Raw genomic sequence first — 15,400 nt, forward strand, 5'->3', positions numbered from 1 at the left:
AATCGGTGGCCGGTACAACAGTCACATGAGTCAGGCACTACAAGACCTCCTCGATCTGCTCGACCTGGAGCAGATCGAGGAGGACATCTTCCGCGGCCGGTCCCGGTCCGCCGTCGTCCCGAGGGTCTTCGGCGGGCAGGTCGCGGCCCAGGCGCTCGTCGCCGCCGGGCGCACGGTCCCCGAGGACCGGCCCGCGCACTCCCTCCACGCGTACTTCCTGCGCCCCGGTGATCCCGGCGCGCCGATCGTCTACACCGTGGACCGGATCCGCGACGGCCGCTCCTTCACCACCCGCCGGGTGGTCGCCGTCCAGCACGGCAAGCCGATCTTCCACCTCTCGGCGTCGTTCCAGCTGTACGAGGACGGGCTGGACCACCAGGAACGCATGCCGGACGCGCCCGATCCCGCCACGCTGCCCACCGGTGAGGAACGGCTGCGCGGCTACGGCCATCTCGACCCGGAGGTCGTGGAGAGGTTCCTGGAGGCCCGGGCCGCCGTCGATCTGCGCTACGTCGACGAGCCGCCGTACGGGAAGTTCGGCGAACCGCGCGAACCGCACTCGCAGGTCTGGTTCCGCACGAACGGCAAGCTCGCCGACGATCCGCTGCTGCACGTCGTCCTCGCCACCTACGTCTCCGACATGACGCTCCTCGACTCCGTGCTGCTCGCGCACGGGCGGGGCGGCTGGGCCGTCGGGGACGTCGTCGGGGCCTCCCTCGACCACGCGATGTGGTTCCACCGGCCGTTCCGCGCCGACGAGTGGCTGCTCTACGACCAGGAGTCCCCGTCCGCGTACGGCGGCCGGGGACTGGGACAGGCCCGCATCTACACGCAGGACGGGCGGCTGGCCATCACGGTGATCCAGGAGGGCGTGGTCCGCGTCCCGCGCGAGCAGGGCCCTAGCTGAGGCCGGCCTCCGCCAGCAGGTACGCCGTCATCGGGTCGTAGTGGCGGGGGCTGACCACGTGGTCGTCGAGGGGCACCGTCACCTGTACGGTGCCCTCCGCCTCGCCGATGAAGAGGGCCGGGTCGTTGCAGTCGGCGTAGCCGACGGAGTCCACGCCGTGCTGTCCCGCGTAGCCCGCCCAGCCGTGGTCGGCGACGACCAGGTCGGGCAGCGGGCGGCCCTCGCGCTCCATGGCGGTCAGGATGGCCTTCATCGGTTCGCCCGAGTGGGTGTGCCACAGGGTGGCGCCGTGCTCCAGCACCGCCACGTCCGCGAACTGCATGACGTAGCCCTCCTCCGTCGTCAGCCCGTCCGGGATGACGACGATCTCGCAGCCGGCCGCGCGCAGGGCCGAAGCGGTCGCGCGGTGCACGTCGAGCAGGCCGCCGGGGTGGCCGGTGGCGAACAACACCCGCTGCTGCCCGTCCGCCGCCTTGCGCAGCCGCCCGGCCATCCGCTCCAGACCGTCGACGGTCAGCTCGGGGTCGATGGTGTCCTGGCCGTACCGGTGCCCGGGGTCGTCGTTCACGCCGACGCGTTCCGCCATCACCGCGAGGACGTCCTGCTCGTCGCTCCAGCGGTCGCCGAGTTCCAGGCCGAGCCAGTAGTGGCGGTCGGCGTTCGCCAGCTTGCGGTAGTGGGAGAGGTTGTTCTCGCGGGGGGTGGCGACGTCGCCCGCGATGCGCGTCCTGACGAGGTGGTCGACGAGTTCGGCGCGGCTGGGTGTCCCGGGTATCGGCATGACAACCATTGTGGAGCAGCGGACTGTGGGCGGCCCTGGCGTATCGCACGCTGGGATGTGCGTCACGTACTCAGCGGGAGCCCGCTCACATACTCAGATCTGCCGCAGCGCGAACCAGAGTTCCATGCGGACGTCCGGGTCGTCCAGGTCCGCCTCCAGCAGGGTGGCGCACCGGGCGATGCGCTGCCGCACGGTGTTGCGGTGCACGGACAGGGCGACGGCGGTGCGGTCCCAACTGCCGTGCAGGGAGAGCCAGGTGCGCAGGGTCTCGGGGAGCGCGGGGTGGGCCGTGACGGGCGCGAGCAGGGCGCGGGCGTGGGCCGCCGCCTCGCCGGGCGGGACCAGGTCGGCGAGGGCGGGGCGCGGGCCGTGCCGGAGCAGCGGGGCGCGGGTGGCGCGGGCCCGGGCCAGGGCGCGGGCCGCCTGGGTGTCGGCGGCAGGCCAGTCCTCCGGGGCGGCGTCGGCGCTGACGCCCAGGGTCCAGCCGGGCAGCGGCTCCGGCGCCCGGTCGGCCGGTACCAGGACCCGGACGACGTCGCCCGCCGGGTCGACCAGGGCGGACCCGAGCGCGGCACCCAGCGCGGAGGCCGCGACGGCGTCGGGTACGCCCTCCCCGTCCGGACGGGCGTGCACGACGACCCACCGCCGCCCGTCGCCGAGCAGCGGCGCGACGTCCTCGGGCGCGGCCCCCAGCAGCAGCCGCACCAGCGCGGAGGAGCGGGCGGCACCGGTGCCGCTCTGCTGCTCGCCGGTGAGGAGGGCCAGCAGCACGGCGGCGACGGACACGATGGTGTGATCCCCCGGCACCCGCCCGGGCGCGGCCACCCCGAGCACGAACCCGCGCCGCCCGCCACCGAGGGCGTAGGCGGCGAGATGGATGCCGGAGACGGTGTCGGTGGCGGAGGTGGGGTGGGGGCGGTTGGGGGGAGCGGGCGTCGGGGGCTGGGCTGAGGGCGAGGGTCGGCTGGCTGGTTGAGGCTGGGGGCGGCCTGCGTTGGCGGCCTCGCCACGAGGCCGAGAGCGCCGGTTGTCTGCGGACCCGCCCAGGCGTCCGGCCTCGGCAGGCCCGCCCGGCCGCGTCGCCCCGCCCGCCCGCGAGGTCTCGTCCGGAGGCCGCGCGCCCGGTGTGGGCGCCGGCCGTCCAGCCCCCACACTCGGTGTGCCCGCAGGCAGCCCAGCCCCCGCCTCCGCCGGCCGCACTACCCCCACAAGCTCCGCCAGCGCCGCGCCCACCTCCGCCCCGGGCTCCCGGCCCGCCTCCGCGATCTCCGCCCCCTCCGGGCCGTACAGCACCGCCCAGCCCCCAAGCCGCCGGGCGAGCTGCCGGAGGACCGACGGGACCGGGTCGGGGCGGGAGGCGGCCGAGGCGAGGCTCTGCTGGGCCTCCGTGACGCGGCGGAGTTCGGCCAGGCGGGCCTGGGCCATCAGCTGCCAGACCGCGCGGGCCACGCCCGAGAAGGTGGTCTGCGGCGGCACCTCCAGCAGCGGCAGGCCGTATCTCTCGCACGCCGCGACCAGCGCCCTCGGCACCGTGTCGTGCACCGGCGCCACCCCGAAGCCGAGGGCCGCGCCGCCGGCCGCCACGATCCGGGCCACGTAGTCGTCGAAGTAGGTGCCCGACCCCGCCGCCTCGGGGATGTGCACGCCCGCCGTGAGCAGCAGTTCCCCGCCCAGCAGATACGGATACGGGTCCGCCATCTCCGAGGTGTGGACCCAGTGGACGGCGGTGCCGGGGTCGTCCGGGCCGGCGATCCGGCGCAGCGCCAGGTCCTCGCGGGCCAGGAGAGCGGACAGCGGGATGGGAGGCGTAGGGGGAACCGTCGAGTCCGGCATGTGTGCGTTCCCTTCAGCCGGCGCCGCTCCAGTGGATGAAACGTACACTTCGCAGTCGCTTTCCGGCCACCTAGGGTCAGGTCTCGTCAGCCTCGTCCCCCAACGAGCGAGCGTGTGCGAAGGAGGCCCCATGGCCGTCGACTACCTCGTGATCGTCGTCTACCTGGCCGGCATGCTCGCCATGGGCTGGTGGGGCATGCGCCGCGCCCGCTCCAAGAGCGAGTTCCTGGTGGCCGGCCGCCGCCTCGGCCCGGCCATGTACTCCGGCACCATGGCGGCGATCGTCCTCGGCGGCGCCTCCACCATCGGCGGTGTGGGGCTCGGCTACCAGTACGGCCTGTCCGGCGCCTGGATGGTCTTCACCATCGGCCTCGGCCTGCTCGCCCTCTCCGTCTTCTTCTCCGCCCGCATCGCCCGGCTGAAGGTCTACACCGTCTCCGAGATGCTCGACCTGCGCTACGGAGGCGGCCGGGCCGGGATCATCTCCGGTGTCGTCATGTGGGCCTACACCCTCATGCTCGCGGTGACCTCGACCATCGCCTACGCCACGATCTTCGACGTCCTGTTCGACATCAACCGCACGCTCGCGATCGTCCTCGGCGGCTCGATCGTCGTGGCGTACTCCACCCTCGGCGGGATGTGGTCGATCACCCTGACGGACATGGTGCAGTTCGTCGTGAAGACCATCGGCGTGCTGCTCCTGCTGCTGCCGATCGCCGTCGTGAAGGCGGGCGGGTTCGGCGAGATGAAGGCGCAGCTCCCCGCCGGCTACTTCGACCCGCTCGGCATCGGCGGCGAGACGATCTTCACCTACGTGCTGATCTACACCTTCGGCATGCTCATCGGGCAGGACATCTGGCAGCGCGTGTTCACCGCCCGCAGCGACCGGACCGCCAAGTGGGGCGGGACCGTCGCCGGCACCTACTGCCTCGCGTACGCCCTCGCCGGTGCCGTCATCGGGACGGCGGCCAAGGTGCTGTACCCGAAGCTCGGCAGCGCGGACGACGCCTTCGCGACCATCGTGAAGGACGAACTGCCCGTCGGAGTCCGGGGGCTGGTGCTGGCCGCCGCGCTGGCCGCCGTGATGTCGACCTCGTCCGGCGCGCTGATCGCCTGCGCCACCGTCGCCAACAACGACATCTGGTCCCGGCTGCGGGGGATCGCCAAGGCACCGTCGGACGACCACGACGACCACGACGAGGTGCGGGGCAATCGGGCCTTCATCCTGCTCATGGGTGTCGCCGTGATCGGCACGGCCATCGCGATCGACAACGTCGTGGAGGCACTGACCGTCGCCTACAACCTCCTCGTCGGCGGACTGCTCGTGCCGATCCTCGGCGGGCTGGTGTGGAAGCGGGGCACGGTGTACGGCGCCCTCGCCTCCGTCGTGGTCGGCGGACTCGCGGTCATCGTGCTGATGGCGACGCACGGCATCCTCGCCAACGAGCCCGTCTACTACGGCCTGCTCGCCTCGCTCGCCGCGTACGTGATCGTCTCCCTGGCCACTCCCGCCACCGACGCCGCCGTCCTCGCAGCCTGGCGCGAGCGGCTCGCCGGACGGTCCCCCGAACTCGCGTCCGAACCGGTCACGGCTCCCCAGTAAAGTCATAGAACAGTCAGTACATAGCAGCACCAAGCAGTGCATACGCGATGAAGCGTAGGAGAGAAGGCATTTCCTCATGAGCAGCAACGAGACTCCCCGCGGACCCGTCGACTCCTCCCGCGTTCCGCGGTACGCGGGCCCCGCGACCTTCGCCCGGCTGCCCCGGCTGGACGAGGTCGGCGGACGGGCCGATGTCGCCGTGGTGGGCGTGCCGTTCGACTCGGGTGTCTCGTACCGGCCGGGTGCCCGCTTCGGCGGCAACGCGATCCGTGAGGCGTCCCGGCTGCTGCGCCCGTACAACCCGGCGCAGGACGCCTCCCCGTTCGCCCTCGCCCAGGTCGCGGACGGCGGCGACATCGCCGTGAACCCGTTCAACATCAACGAGGCCGTCGGGACCGTCGAGGCCGCCGCGGACGACCTGCTCGGCTCGGGCGCCCGCCTGATGACCCTCGGCGGCGACCACACCATCGCGCTGCCCCTGCTGCGCTCGGTGGCGAAGAAGCACGGCCCGGTGGCCCTGCTGCACTTCGACGCCCACCTCGACACCTGGGACACCTACTTCGGCGCCGAGTACACGCACGGCACCCCGTTCCGCCGCGCGGTCGAGGAGGGCATCCTCGACACCTCGGCCCTGTCCCACGTCGGCACGCGCGGCCCGCTGTACGGCAAGCAGGACCTGACCGACGACGAGAAGATGGGCTTCGGCATCGTCACGTCGGCGGACGTCTACCGGCGCGGCGCCGACGAGGTCGCCGACCAGCTCCGCCAGCGCATCGGCGACCGGCCGCTGTACATCTCCATCGACATCGACTGCCTCGACCCGGCCCACGCGCCCGGCACGGGCACGCCCGAGGCCGGCGGCATGACCTCGCGGGAGCTGCTGGAGATCCTGCGCGGGCTCGCGTCCTGCAACCTGGTCTCCGCGGACGTCGTCGAGGTGGCCCCCGCGTACGATCACGCGGAGATCACGTCGGTGGCCGCGTCCCACACGGCGTACGAACTGACCACGATCATGTCGCGCCAGATCGCCGCGGCCCGGAAGGACTCGGAAGCGCAGTGACTCACGACCACGACCTGGTGCTCCGCCCGACGCCCGCCCAGACGGAGGCCGCCCTGAACCCTCCTCCCGGCCGCACCGGCGGAGACCTGGTCGTGGAGACGCTGGCCGGGCTGGGCGCGACGACCGTCTTCGGACTGCCCGGCCAGCACGCGCTCGGCATGTTCGACGCGCTGCGCCGCTCCGACCTCAGGTACATCGGCCTGCGGGTGGAGAACAACGCCGGGTTCGCGGCGGACGCGTACGGCCGCATCACGGGTGAGGCGGCGCCGCTGCTGCTGTCGACGGGGCCGGGAGCGCTGACCTCGCTGGCGGCGCTCCAGGAGGCGGCCGCGGCCAGCGCCCCCGTCCTGGCGATCAGCAGCCAGGTCCCGACGGCGGGGCTCGGCGGCGGCCGGCACGGCTATCTGCACGAACTGCCCGACCAGGCGGCCTCGTTCCGGGGCGTGGTGAAGTCGGTCCACACCGTCCGCGCTCAGTCCCAGATCCCGTCCGCGATCGAGGCGGCCTGGAAGTCGGCGCTGAGCGCCCCGCACGGGCCGGTGTGGGTGGAGATCCCGCAGGACGTGCTGCTCGCGCGGACGGCGATCCCCGTGGTGACCGGCGGCGACGCCTTTCCCGAGGAGCTGCCGCCGCGCCCCGAACTGACCGCCGTGGCCGCCGACCTGCTGTCGAAGGCGGCCCGTCCGGCGATCATCGCGGGCGGCGGGGTGGTCCGGGCGGACGCGTCGAAGAAGCTGCGCCGGCTGGCCGAGACACTGCAGGCGCCGGTCGTCACGACGCCGGGCGGCAAGGGCGCGTTCCCCTGGACGCATCCGCTGTCGCTCCAGTCCTGGATCGAGGACCGCCACACCACGGACTTCCTGGAGGACGCGGACGTCCTCCTCGTCGTCGGCTCGGGACTCGGCGAACTCTCCTCGAACTACCACACGTTCCAGCCGCGCGGCCGCGTCATCCAGATCGAGGCCGATCTCGGCAAGCTGGAGTCCAACCACCCGGCCCTGGGCATCCACGCGGACGCCCGCCTCGCGGTGCAGGCCCTGCTGGAGACGGTCTCCGAGCGGGAGGACCCGACGGCCCCGCAGCGCGTGCGCGCACTGCTCGCGAAGGTCGCCGAACGCATCGCCGCCCAGGAACTCACCCTGGAACAGGAGGTCTTGGCGTCGGTGCGGAAGGCCCTTCCCACCGACTCCCCGTCCTTCTGGGACATGACGATCCTCGCCTACTGGGCCTGGTCGGCCTTCGACGCCAAGGGCCCCAACCACATGCACTCCGCCCAGGGCGCGGGCGGCCTCGGCTACGCCTTCCCGGCGGCACTCGGCGCGGCGGTGGCCGATCCGACCCGGCCGGTCCTCGCCGTCTCCGGCGACGGCGGCGCCCTGTACTCGATCGCCGAGCTGGCGACGGCCCGCCAGTACGGACTGAACGTCACCTGGCTGATCGTCGACGACGGCGGCTACGGCATCCTGCGCGAGTACATGACCGACGCGTTCGGCGAGGCGACCGCGACGGAGCTGACCCGGCCGGACTACGTGGCGCTGGCGGAGTCCTTCGGCGTCCCCGGGGTCCGTACGACCCCGGAGACTCTGGAGCAGGACCTCGCGAAGCAACTCGCGTCGCCGGGGCCCTCGGTGGTCCTGCTCCCGGCCGTGCTGCGGATGTTCGCGCCGACGCACCTGGGGTGAGCGCCGGCCGGTCCGGCCAGGCCGTTTCCTCGCTCCTCACATGGGCGGGACAGAGCGGGGCACCCGTGTATCCGTCCACAAGCCAAGGGGAGCTGATCATGGTAGTCGCCGCCGTCATCGCCGGGTGTGTGGTCCTGGCCGTCCTGGCCTTCCTCGTCCCCCGTCTCTCCCGCCATCCCGAACGCGGCGCGCAACGTACGCTCGGTGCCGGGGCCCGGGCCGGTGGCAAGGCGCCCGGCATTCTGGGCCGGCTCTTCAGCAAGCCCTTCCACAGCAGTTCGCGCGCGGTGAGCCGCAGCAGTTCGGCAGGTCGCCGCTCCCGCGGCCGCATGCCCTTCTGACCGACGGCGCGGGCCGAGCGGGGAGCATGGTCATGAACGCCGAAGACGCGGACAGGCTGCTGGACGGGCTGACCGTGGATGCCAGTCGGCGAGAGCAGCCGATCGTGCTGGACGAAGACGGGCGTCCCATCCGGACCTGGCGGGAGAACCATCCGTACGACCGCAAGGTGGGCCGCAAGGAGTACGAGCGGACCAAGCGCATCTCGCAGATCGAGCTGCTCAAGCTCCAGCGGTGGGTCAAGGACACCGGCGCCCGTCTGGTCGTCGTGTGCAAGGGGCGTGACGCGGCGGGCAAGGGCGGCACGATCCAGCGGCTCACCGAGCGGCTCAACCCGCGCGGCGCACGCGTGGTCGCCCTGGACAAGCCCACCGAACGCGAGGTGGGCCAGTGGTACTTCCAGCGGTACGTCGCGCATCTGCCGACGGCCGGGGAGATCGTCTTCTTCGACCGCTCCTGGTACAACCGGGCCGGCGTCGAGCGCGTGATGGGGTACTGCTCCAAGGACGAGTACGAGCTGTTCCTCGACCAATGCCCGGTTTTCGAGCGGATGCTGGTCGACGACGGCGTCCTGCTGGTGAAGTTCTGGTTTTCCGTCTCCCGCTCCGAGCAGCGCACGCGCTTCGCGATCCGGCAGGTCGACCCGGTGCGCCAGTGGAAGCTCTCCCCCGCCGACTTGGCCTCGCTGGACCTCTGGGACGACTACGCCGAGGCGAAGGTCGACATGTTCCGCGCCACGGACACCGCGTACGCCCCCTGGACCGTCGTCAAGAGCAACGACAAGCGGCGCGCCCGGCTGGAGACCATGCGCAGTCTGCTGTCGCGCATCGACTACGCCAGCAAGGACCGCGAGGCCGTCGGCACACCCGACTCCCTCATCGTCGGCGCCGCCGACACCCTTCTGGAGCCCGGCGAGGAGGACACCGCACTGTCACCCACTCCGTTGTCCTCCGCCAGCGACGGGCCGGGCAAGCACCCCGGGACCGACTGACGCTCACGAGCCCCTCCCTCCCATCCGGACCCGCACGGCGCACCGGTGAGCAGAACTCAGTTGCTGCCGACGTCATGCCGGTCGTTGCCGGTATCGGTATCGGCGGGGCGGAAGCATGCCGTCACCGTCTTGCCGTTCCGCCGGCACCGCATCCCCCACTCATCGGCGAGCTTCTGCACGATCGCCACTCCGCGGCCGGAGATCTCCCCCGGCTCCGCTTCGCGCCGGCGCGGCAGCGTCGGGTCCTCGTCGTGGACGCTCACATGAAGGCAGTCGCCGTCCCAGGTGAGGACCAGGTGCACGTCGCTGTGCGCGTGGATGTGCGCATTGGTGATCAGCTCGGACACGGCCAGCACGATGGCGTCCACCGTGTCCGGCTCCGCAGCGGCCCAGGGCAGGGATCCGAGACGCCTGCGTGTCCACTCCCGCCCGGCGCGTACTCCCTCGGACACGGGGAACGAGTGCGCCCATCCCATCGCCTTCACCGCCACCGCCCCGACCTCCTCTCCCTCGACCCCACACACGTGCACGAACCGTGTACCCGGCGTCCTCCTCGACAGACACGGTGCAGTGGGCCGCCCGCGACTTTCCGGCCGGCCCACCCCACACGCCAGTTACCTCTCGAGCACGACCCGAACAGGGCTTACAGGCCGTCGCGGACCATCGCGGCGACGATGTGGACATGGCGGTCGGCGGCCGTGTTCGACCACTCGTTGTCGTAGTTCAGGCCGTAGGGCCAGAAGTGGCCGCCGCCGGTGGAGATCTTCGCGCCGGAGCCGTCGTACTGCTTGACCAGCGCGGTCGCCTGCCCGCCGGTCCAGGTGCCGCCGCCTCCGAGGCGGGACCAGCCCGAGCTGGTGCCCACGCCGATGGTGTGGGCGATCTCGTGCAGGGCCGTCCGCTCGGTCATGTAGCTGCGGTTGCTGCCGAAGCGTATGGTCCCGTTGATATTGCCGTCGGCGGTGGGGACGCCCGGCTCGTAGCGGACGGTGATGGTCTTGCCCAGGTCACTGAGGTTGTTGTACCGGGCCACCGCCGCGTTCATGGCCCGGGTGATGGCGTCGTAGGCGGTGCGCTGGTCCTCGGTGGGGTTGCTCGCCCGCACGAGGGACCAGGTGATGGTGGCCGCGGCGGCGCGTTCGCGGGCCGGGGCGGGAGCGGATTGGGGGGTGGTGGTCTGGGTGGTGGCTGCCTGGGCGACACCCGGGCCGGCCAGGAGTGCGGCCGTCAGGGCGGCGATGAGGGCCTTGCGTGGGCTCATTGCGGATCCTCCTGTGGGGGGCCGTCGAAAGCTTGCGAAACTTCGCACGACGTTCGGGATCTCGGACAGTAGAACCAAATCTCTTCACTGGTACGGCAGTTGGCGCGCTGCCGACCGCAAGTATCCCGGTGGGAAAGACGGCGTCAAGAGTTTCGGCAGAGGTCAGTGGAACGGCCCCTGACCGGGAGTCAGGGGCCGTTCGCGGTGTGACGGGGATCAGCTGACGTCGGACGGGTCGAGACGGTAGACCGTCGACTGGCCGGAATCCGCGCCCTTCACCGCCGTGCCGTGTTTCTGCACCCACGCGGTGACCTCCGCGTTGAGGGAGGAGTCACCGCCGGGGCCGCCACCCATGCCGCCGCCGAGCTGGACGTAGTGCAGTTCGCCGTTCTTCACCAGTTCCTTCAGCTTGGCGAGCGTCATCGCCTTGTCGCTGCCGGACCAGCCCCACATGGAGATGACAGGCTGTCCGCTGCTCACGATGAGCTGGGCGGCACTCTGCGAACTGGACACGGCCAGCAGCCACTCGGCACCGTCCTGGTGCTTCTTCAGGTACGAGACGAGCTCGCTGCTCGCGCCTGCGCCCATGCCGCCACCGCCAGGGGCACGGCCCGTGCCACCGGGGGCCTGTCCACTCGGCCCGTCCTGTCCACTCGGCCCGTTCTGCCCACCGGGGGGCGCCTCACCGCTCGGGAAGCCGCCGCCCGGGACGCCCCGACTGCCACCGCCCCGGCCCCCGGGCCCGCCGAAGCCGCTCCCCGTCGACGGCCCCGCCCGTCGGGTTCGTGCCACCCATGCCGCCCGACCCGCCCGACCCGGCCGGCACCGACCAGGCGTACGCCGCCGGTCCCGCCACCGCCGCGACCACAGCCGCGGCCACGGACACGGCCAGCAGCCGCAGCCGAAGCCCCGAGGAGCTCGAGCGAAAGACGAACAGGCCCACGAGAGCGAGGGCCATGACGACCAGGATCGAAGGCCACAGCCAGGTGTTCCAGCCGGAGGCCCGCCGCAGCAGCACCGCCGCCCAGACCGCTGTGACTCCCAGCCCGAGGGGCAGCACCCACACCCACCGACGGTCCGTACGGAAGGCCCGCAGCAACAGCACACCGCCGCCTCCGCACAGCGCCGCGATGCCCGGGGCGAGCGCGGTCGTGTAGTACGGGTGCATCGTGCCCTCGGCCAGGGCGAACGTCAGGTAATGCAGGGCGGTCCAGCCGCCCCACAGCACGAGTGCGGCCCGGGTGAGGTCCGTGCGCGGAGCGCGCCCGCACAGGACGAGTCCGCCGACGAGCGCGATGCCCGCAAAGGGGATCAGCCAGGAGATCTGGCCGCCGAGAATGTCGTTGAACATCCGGCCGAGACCGGCGGTGCCGGAGAATCCGCCACCACCACCGCCGCCTCCGCCGTTGCCCTCGCCGCCGAGGATCCGGCCGAGGCCGTTGTAGCCCATGATCAGGTTCCAGGCGGTGCCGTCCGTGGAACCGCCGATGTACGGCCGTTCGGAGGCCGGCACCAGCGACACGGCCGCGGCCCACCAGAAGCTGGAGACGGCCAGGGCTACGGCGGCCAGGGCCAGGTTCACGGCCTTCTTGCGCCAGCCGAGCCGGGACGCGTACACGTACACGGCGAAGACGGCGGGCAGCGCGATGTAGCCCTGGAGCATCTTGGTGTTGAAGGCAAGCCCGAAGCAGGCCGCCGAGCCGAGCAGCGGCAGCAGCCGCCCGCTCCGCACCGCGCGCAGGGCGAGCGCCGCGCCGGACACCATCAGGAACACCAGCAGCGTGTCGGGGTTGTTGTCCCGGTTGATGGCGACCGTGATCGGAGTGAGGGCCAGGACGAGAGCCGCGACGGCCGCCGCCGCGTGCCCGAACGCCCGTTTCACCGAGGCGTGCAGGATCCAGATCGTGGCGAGCGCGGCCACGACCATCGGCGCCATCATCTGCCAGGTGCCGTAACCGAAGACCCGGCACGACAGGCCCATGACCATCAGGGCGAGCGGCGGCTTGTCGACGGTGAGGAAGTTCCCGGCGTCCAACGAGCCGAAGAACCAGGCCTTCCAGCTCTGCGTGCCGCTCAGCACGGCGGCGCTGTAGAAGCTGTTCAGGCTGGAGCCGGACAGGTTCCAGGAGTAGAGCACCGCCGCCAGGGCGAGGATCGCGAGCAGCACGGGGAGCGACCAGCGCGGGGCGGCCCTCTCCTCCCGCGGGGGTGAGGGCGGCACGGGAGTGCGGAGCTGGGGTTCGGTGGCAGATGTCACTCCGGCATCGTGAACAGCCCTGGTTTGTGGCCGCTGTGACGAAGCTGGCCCCATCCTGTGAAACCGCTCAGCGCGCGGTAACAACTCGTACAAGTCTTCGCCAATCGCTACAACCTTTGCCCCCTTCCGGTGAGTCATGGTGTGCATGACTTCTGGGATATCCCGCCGCGCGAGAGTGCTGGCGGCGGCCGTGGGTACGGGTGTGCTCGTGCCGCTCGTCGCCGCCGCCACGCCCGCAGCCGCCGCCACTCCGGCCGTGACCTGTACGTCCGCCAAGGCCGGGCTGGCCGCCAAGCTGAAGCAGGACATCACCGCCGCGCTCGCGACCCGCAAGGGCACCGTCGCCGTCGGCCTCTACGACCGCAGCACCAACACGACCTGCACCCTGCGCGCGAGTTCCGCCTACGACTCGGCCAGCGTCGTCAAGGTCACCGTCCTCGCCACGCTGCTGTGGGACGCGAAGAAGCACAACCGGTATCTCACCGACCGCGAGAACACCCTCGCCAAGGCCATGATCACCAAGTCGGACAACGCCGCGACCTCCACCCTGTGGAAGCAGCTCGGCATGACGAAGATCAAGGGCTTCCTCACCGCCGCCGGCATGACCCAGACCAAGCCCGGCGCGAACGGCTACTGGGGCCTGACGCAGATCACCGTCACCGACGAGCAGAAGCTGCTGAAGCTCCTCACCGCCAAGAACACGGTCCTGAGCGACAACTCCCGTGCGTACATCCTCAAGTTGATGGGGCAGGTCGTCTCGTCCCAGCGCTGGGGCACGCCGTACGGAGTGCCGTCCGGCGTCACCGTGGCCGTGAAGAACGGCTGGCTGCAACGCTCCACGAACGGCTGGCGGGTGCACAGCGTCGGCGCGTTCAAGGGCGGCGGCCACGACTACATGATGACCGTGCTCACCCACGGCAACAGCACCATGAACTACGGCATCGCGACCATCCAGGCCGTGGCCAAGGTCATCCACAAGGACCTGGCCGCGAGCTGACCCTTCACCGCGCGTCCTACCCGGCGTCACCGGCCCGCCCTACGGTGACGCCCATGCCCCTCAGAACCCCTCTCGCCCTCCTCACCACAGCCCTGGCGGCGGCCACGTGCCTGACTGCCGCCATCCCGGCCCAGGCGCACGACACCCGGCACGCCTGCTCGCCGTCCGTCTCCATCGACGGCTTCTCCGACGCGCTCGACAAGACGACGTACGAGAACACCTACGTCGGCAACCTCTCGGCCCTCGCCATGGACGGCGACGGCTCCCTGGCCGCCCTCTCCGACCGCTCGTCCCTCTTCCGCCTGGACGCGCGGACGCTGAAGCCCCGGTCCGTGGTCCCGCTCGCCGACGAGAACGGGACCGCGCTCGACTCCGAGGGCCTGGTCGCCGACCTCCGCCACTCTCGGCTTCGCTCGAGCGGGGGGACCCCCATCGGCACGTATCTCGTCTCCTCCGAGACGGAGCCCTCCATCCGCCGCTACTCCCGCACCGGCAGGCTCCTCGACCGCCTCCCGGTCCCGGACGCCCTGCGCGTGAGCCCCGCGGGCCGCGCCCGGCCCAACGGCACCTTCGAGGGCCTGACCCTGCTCCCCGGCGGCCGCACCCTGCTGGCCTCCATGGAGTACGCGCTCTCCGGCGACGACGCGACGATCGTCCGCTTCCAGACCTGGCGCAGGACGCCGCACGGCACCTTCGCCCTCGGCGCCCAGTACGCCTACCGCACGGATCCCGGCCTGGGCGTCCCCGAGGTCCGGGCGACCCCCGACGGCCGCCTCCTGGTCCTGGAGCGCGGCTTCACCTCCGGCGTGGGCAACACGGTCCGTCTCTACCTGGCCGACCCGCGCGGGGCGACGGACACGAGCGGCACCGAGACCCTGCCGGCCCACCCCGAGGCCCGCCTGATCGAGAAGACCCTCCTGACCGACCTGGCGACCTGCCCCTCCCTCGGATCGACGGCCAGGCAACCCCAGCCGAACCCGCTCCTCGACAACATCGAGGCCATGACGATCACGGGCCGGACGAAGAACACCCTGAAGGTCCTCCTGGCCAGCGACGACAACGAGAACGAGACCCAGACGACCCGCTTCTACGCACTGCGGGTGAGAACGACCGCCTAGCCCCCGCATGAGGCGACGCACTCGACCGGGTCATCGCCTCCTGCTCGACGAGGAAGGCGCCGGCAGGGGGACGGCCCGCCGAGGGTGGAGGGGGGACGGCCCGTCGGGGGTGCAGGGGGGACAGCCCGTCGGGCGTGCAGGGGGAACAGCCCGTCGGGCGTGCAGGGGGAACAGCCCGTCGGGCGTGCAGGGGGAACAGCCCGTCGGGCGTGCAGGGGGAACAGCCCGTCGGGCGTGCAGGGGGAACAGCCCGTCGGGCGTGCAGGGGGAACAGCCCGTCGGGCGTGCAGGGGGGACAGCCTGTCGGGGGTGCAGGGGGCGGAGCCCCCGCCGGGGTCCGGGGCGGAGCCCCGAGGCGAGGCCAGCTTTTTGCCCAACAGATTCGGGCGGGCGGGCGGGTAACCCCCGGGGGTGCAGGGGGCGGAGCCCCCGCCGGGGTCCGGGGCGGAGCCCCGAGGCGAGGCCAGCCTCTTGCTCAACAGATTCGGGCGGGCGGGTGGGCGAACACCGGGGCGCAGGGGCGAAGCCCCGCCGGGGTCCGGGGCGGAGCCCCGAGGCGAGGGCACCTCTT

At 72.0% G+C, this 15,400-nt stretch carries 12 protein-coding genes and 1 pseudogene; 8 read left to right on the forward strand and 5 right to left on the reverse strand.

The genetic code is table 11. The features are described 5' to 3' along the window. Positions 1 to 25: 25 nt before the first annotated feature. Positions 26 to 907: an acyl-CoA thioesterase gene (locus QF034_RS14335; RefSeq protein ID WP_307175324.1), complete on the forward strand. Its 882-nt coding sequence runs from the start codon at positions 26 to 28 to the stop codon at positions 905 to 907. On the opposite strand, the gene QF034_RS14340 is transcribed toward QF034_RS14335, so the two are convergent. Then, complete coding sequence (locus QF034_RS14340; protein ID WP_307175325.1) at positions 900 to 1,688, reverse strand: phosphatase; 789 nt, start codon at positions 1,686 to 1,688, stop codon at positions 900 to 902. The genes QF034_RS14335 and QF034_RS14340 overlap by 8 nt on opposite strands. Before the next feature lie 93 nt (positions 1,689 to 1,781). Then, the gene (locus QF034_RS14345; protein WP_307175326.1) at positions 1,782 to 3,521 is read right to left on the reverse strand and encodes a PucR family transcriptional regulator ligand-binding domain-containing protein; all 1,740 of its coding nucleotides are present in this window, start codon (positions 3,519 to 3,521) and stop codon (positions 1,782 to 1,784) included. Between the two features lie 130 nt (positions 3,522 to 3,651). On the opposite strand from QF034_RS14345, the gene QF034_RS14350 reads away from it, so the two are divergent. The 5 genes from QF034_RS14350 to ppk2 all read left to right on the forward strand — a co-directional run bounded on the left by QF034_RS14350 (position 3,652) and on the right by ppk2 (position 9,196). Continuing rightward, complete coding sequence (locus QF034_RS14350) at positions 3,652 to 5,124, forward strand: sodium:solute symporter family protein (RefSeq protein ID WP_307175327.1); 1,473 nt, start codon at positions 3,652 to 3,654, stop codon at positions 5,122 to 5,124. A 76-nt stretch (positions 5,125 to 5,200) separates the two neighbouring features. Continuing rightward, complete coding sequence (speB, locus tag QF034_RS14355) at positions 5,201 to 6,184, forward strand: agmatinase (RefSeq protein ID WP_307175328.1); 984 nt, start codon at positions 5,201 to 5,203, stop codon at positions 6,182 to 6,184. Then, a complete protein-coding gene (locus QF034_RS14360; protein WP_307175329.1) occupies positions 6,181 to 7,866 on the forward strand; it encodes a thiamine pyrophosphate-binding protein in 1,686 nt (561 codons plus the stop codon). Before speB ends, QF034_RS14360 begins: the two co-directional genes overlap by 4 nt. A gap of 98 nt (positions 7,867 to 7,964) precedes the next feature. Beyond that, positions 7,965 to 8,207, forward strand: a complete 243-nt coding sequence (locus QF034_RS14365; protein WP_307175330.1) for a DUF6411 family protein — start codon at positions 7,965 to 7,967, stop codon at positions 8,205 to 8,207. Positions 8,208 to 8,239: 32 nt separating this feature from the next. After that, complete coding sequence (gene ppk2, locus QF034_RS14370) at positions 8,240 to 9,196, forward strand: polyphosphate kinase 2 (protein WP_307175331.1); 957 nt, start codon at positions 8,240 to 8,242, stop codon at positions 9,194 to 9,196. A gap of 56 nt (positions 9,197 to 9,252) precedes the next feature. Here the strand turns inward: ppk2 and QF034_RS14375 are convergent, their stop codons facing one another. From QF034_RS14375 to QF034_RS14385, 3 genes and pseudogenes are all read right to left on the reverse strand, one after another. Continuing rightward, complete coding sequence (locus QF034_RS14375) at positions 9,253 to 9,687, reverse strand: ATP-binding protein (RefSeq protein WP_307175332.1); 435 nt, start codon at positions 9,685 to 9,687, stop codon at positions 9,253 to 9,255. 152 nt (positions 9,688 to 9,839) lie between these two features. Further along, entirely contained in the window at positions 9,840 to 10,457 is a 618-nt protein-coding gene (locus QF034_RS14380; protein WP_307175333.1) for a hypothetical protein, read from the reverse strand. Positions 10,458 to 10,673: 216 nt separating this feature from the next. Then, a pseudogene (locus QF034_RS14385) lies at positions 10,674 to 12,714 on the reverse strand (ArnT family glycosyltransferase). A gap of 145 nt (positions 12,715 to 12,859) precedes the next feature. Here QF034_RS14385 and QF034_RS14390 point away from each other — a divergent pair. Beyond that, the gene (locus QF034_RS14390) at positions 12,860 to 13,711 is read left to right on the forward strand and encodes a serine hydrolase (RefSeq protein ID WP_307175334.1); all 852 of its coding nucleotides are present in this window, start codon (positions 12,860 to 12,862) and stop codon (positions 13,709 to 13,711) included. A gap of 53 nt (positions 13,712 to 13,764) precedes the next feature. Beyond that, the gene (locus tag QF034_RS14395) at positions 13,765 to 14,829 is read left to right on the forward strand and encodes an esterase-like activity of phytase family protein (protein WP_307175335.1); all 1,065 of its coding nucleotides are present in this window, start codon (positions 13,765 to 13,767) and stop codon (positions 14,827 to 14,829) included. The last annotated feature ends 571 nt before the right edge of the window (positions 14,830 to 15,400 follow it).

Origin of the sequence: Streptomyces africanus (assembly GCF_030816955.1) — a bacterium.
Classification (GTDB): Bacteria; Actinomycetota; Actinomycetes; order Streptomycetales; family Streptomycetaceae; genus Streptomyces; species Streptomyces africanus.